This window comes from Arhodomonas sp. KWT (assembly GCF_010993615.1).
In genome coordinates this window covers 1-2,554 of record NZ_WNXE01000138.1, presented here as the reverse complement: position 1 = coordinate 2,554, position 2,554 = coordinate 1, and the positions used below count along the sequence as shown (strand labels likewise).

The 2,554-nt window shown below is 73.8% G+C and carries 3 protein-coding genes; all 3 read right to left on the bottom strand.

All coding sequences use genetic code 11. From position 1 onward, the window contains the following. Window positions 1–29: 29 nt before the first annotated feature. Window positions 30–329 (bottom strand): DUF2149 domain-containing protein, encoded by a 300-nt coding sequence (locus G7A99_RS14920; protein WP_018719073.1) that lies wholly within the window; start codon window positions 327–329, stop codon window positions 30–32. Beyond that, window positions 316–765 carry a MotA/TolQ/ExbB proton channel family protein gene (locus G7A99_RS14915; RefSeq protein ID WP_018719072.1) on the bottom strand — a complete coding sequence of 150 codons (450 nt, stop codon included), beginning with the start codon at window positions 763–765 and terminating at the stop codon, window positions 316–318. Before G7A99_RS14915 ends, G7A99_RS14920 begins: the two co-directional genes overlap by 14 nt. Window positions 766–790: 25 nt before the next feature. Further along, window positions 791–2,554 (bottom strand): cobaltochelatase subunit CobN (locus tag G7A99_RS14910; RefSeq protein WP_163141523.1); only part of this gene is annotated, 1,764 nt, incomplete at its 5' end.

Here is a 2,554-nt window from a genome sequence, read left to right as displayed (position 1 = left end):
GGTGTCGGTGGTCGTGGTGCTGTCTTCGCTCATTGGGATTCCCCCACCATGATGAGTTTGCCCGTCTCCGGGTCCCGGTAGACCTCGCCCACCGGCTGGAGTCCGCTGCCGCCGCCCTCGACGCCGGCCGGCGGCTCGGCGAGCTCGTGGCCGCGGTCGACCTCGCGGCCGCCCCGGAGGGCGTCGTGGACGTCCTCGCTGCGGGCGGCCAGTGCCACGAGCAGGCCGCAGACGAAGACCAGCATGATGTCGACGAGGTTGGCGAGCGGTCCCATGGGATCGCGCTCCTGGTCGTCGAAACGGCCGGTCAGGCGCCTACGCCGGCTCATGTCCCGCCTCCATGCGATCGAGGAGCTCCTCGTACCAGCGCCGGCGCAGCCGCGCGACGACGAAGCCGGCCAGGCCGGCGAGCAGCCCGACCACCGTGGTATCGAAGGCCACGGTGACCGCGGTGGCGAGCACGTCCAGCTCGCCGTTGCCGAGTGCGCTGAGCCCCGGGCCGAGGGGGATGAGCGTGCCCATGAGTCCGAGCATGGGGGCGCCGCGGGCGAGCAGGTCGGCGCGGTCGATGCGCCGCCGCGCCAGCCGTTCCGCGGCGTCCGCCGACCCCCGGGCGAGCCGGCGCAGGGCGAACGCGCGCTCGCCGGCGGCCACCCCCAGTTCCCAGACGGTGAGCGCGACGGTCACCGCCAGCAGCGCGAGCACGGGCTGCAGGAGCCAGCCGGTGACCCGGTGCAGCAGGTCGATGAAAACACTGTCGAACATCGTTCCTCCTTGGTGTGGGGCGCCCTCAGCGGGCGCGGCCCAGTCCGCCGCGGATCACCCCGCCCGCCAGCAGCACGCCGAGGCCGGCGAGCAGCCAGTACGGCGACCACGGCGGTGTCGGGGCGTCGTCGTCCCGCTCGCGGGCGTCGCGCTCCCCGGCGGACTTGCCGGACTCGCCGCGTTCGGCGTCGTCCGCGGGACGTTCGCCGGACCTCGCCGGGGATTCGCCCGCGGTCGTCGCCGGGGTGGACGGTGTCGCGGCGTTCTCCTTCGGCGCGTCGGAAGCGGCATCGTCACCGGCCGGGGTGATCTCGGCGACGGTGGTCACGGTCGGCCCCGACGGCTGCGGCTCGCCCCGGGCGGCGGCGATGCGTGCGCTGAACGGACCGCGCAGCGATTCGGGCAGGCGCGGCGTCACCCACTCCAGCATCGGGTGCTCCGGGGCGGTGTGGCCGCTGCCGGGCAGGCCGTTGGCGATCACCGAGCGGGCGAACTCGGTGGCGAGCTGCTCGACGGTGGCGTCGTCGGCGTCCCAGAAGCCCTTCTGGATGGCGACCAGCATGATCGCGAGCATGTTGGTGCGCACGTGCACGTTGTTGCCCTGGCGGAGGAATTCGTCGAGGCCGAGGTCGTTGGCGTCGTCGATGTAGACCCGCTTGACCGCCTCCCAGGCCCAGGAGCGCACGATCTGCGGGTTGGTCACCTGCCAGCCCCAGAGGTATTCCATGAACTCGCTGCCCATGGTGCGGGCGCCGGCGTAGCCGTGCTCCATCAGCCCGCGGATCCAGGCTGGATTGAGGTAGCGCCCGCGCAGCTCCTTGAGCAGTGCGGTCTCCAGCGGCTCGACGCTGGCGTCGCCGGGGTCGGCGAGGTGGACGACGCTGTTCGCCGGCGCCTCGCCGGTGAGGGTCTCCACGGCGAGGCTGAGCCCGCCGAGGTAGTCGAAGGCGTCGTTGTTGTCGAGCAGGCCGTAGAGGTTGCTCGCGCGGCCGAGATAGCTGCGCTCGACCCGGCTCAGGGCCCGGCGGAAGCCCTGCCGGGTGGCCTCCCCCTGGATGCCCGCGCCGTAGGCGTGGCCCAGGCGGCGCAGGTAGGTGTCGGCCAGGCCGCTGCGGTCCTGCCAGCTCCCCGAGCGCTCCACCAGACGGTTGATGCCGGCGCCGTAGCTGCCCGGGGCGTCGCCGTAGACGCGGCGCACCGAGCGCTCGCCGGCTTCCGTCGCGGTGAGCCCCTGCGACAGCGCCGCGCGGGTGTCTTCGACCCAGTGGGCGGCGACGCGGTTGCGTGCCAGCGGCTCGTCGCCGGGCCGGCCCAGCTCGTCCACCGGCCCCAGGGCCGTGTCCAGCGCCACGGTCAGGGCCGGATGGCGTTCGCGGATGGTCTGCGCCGAGCCCTGCAGGGCGAGGCGGGTGCCCCGGTCCAACCAGACCAGCAGCTCGCCGTAGAGGTCGCGGAACAGCCCGGAGGTGGTGAACACCACGTCGCGGCGCTCGCGGCCGTCGGCCAGCGGGACGCGCTCGAGCCCCTCGACGATGCCGCGGGCGTTCCACACCGGCCTGACCCCGAGCATGTCCAGGCCGAAGGCGACCATCGCGCCTTCGTCACGGACCGTGTCCGAGGCCCACAGGACCACCGCCTCGCTGCCGTCGCCGCCCTTGCCGAGGGCCTCGGCGGCCATCTCCGAGCCCAGCGACCAGCCGACCCGGGTGGGCAGGAGGTTGCCGTTCAGGCCGTGGAAATTGCGCCCGGTGGGCAGGACGTCGGGGCTGCGGATGGGGTCGTTGCCCGG

Coding starts and splice junctions, on each gene's coding strand:
- G7A99_RS14915 (WP_018719072.1), bottom strand. CDS start 765: ATGTTCGACAGTGTTTTCATCGACCTGCTGCACCGGGTCACCGGCTGG.
- G7A99_RS14920 (WP_018719073.1), bottom strand. CDS start 329: ATGAGCCGGCGTAGGCGCCTGACCGGCCGTTTCGACGACCAGGAGCGC.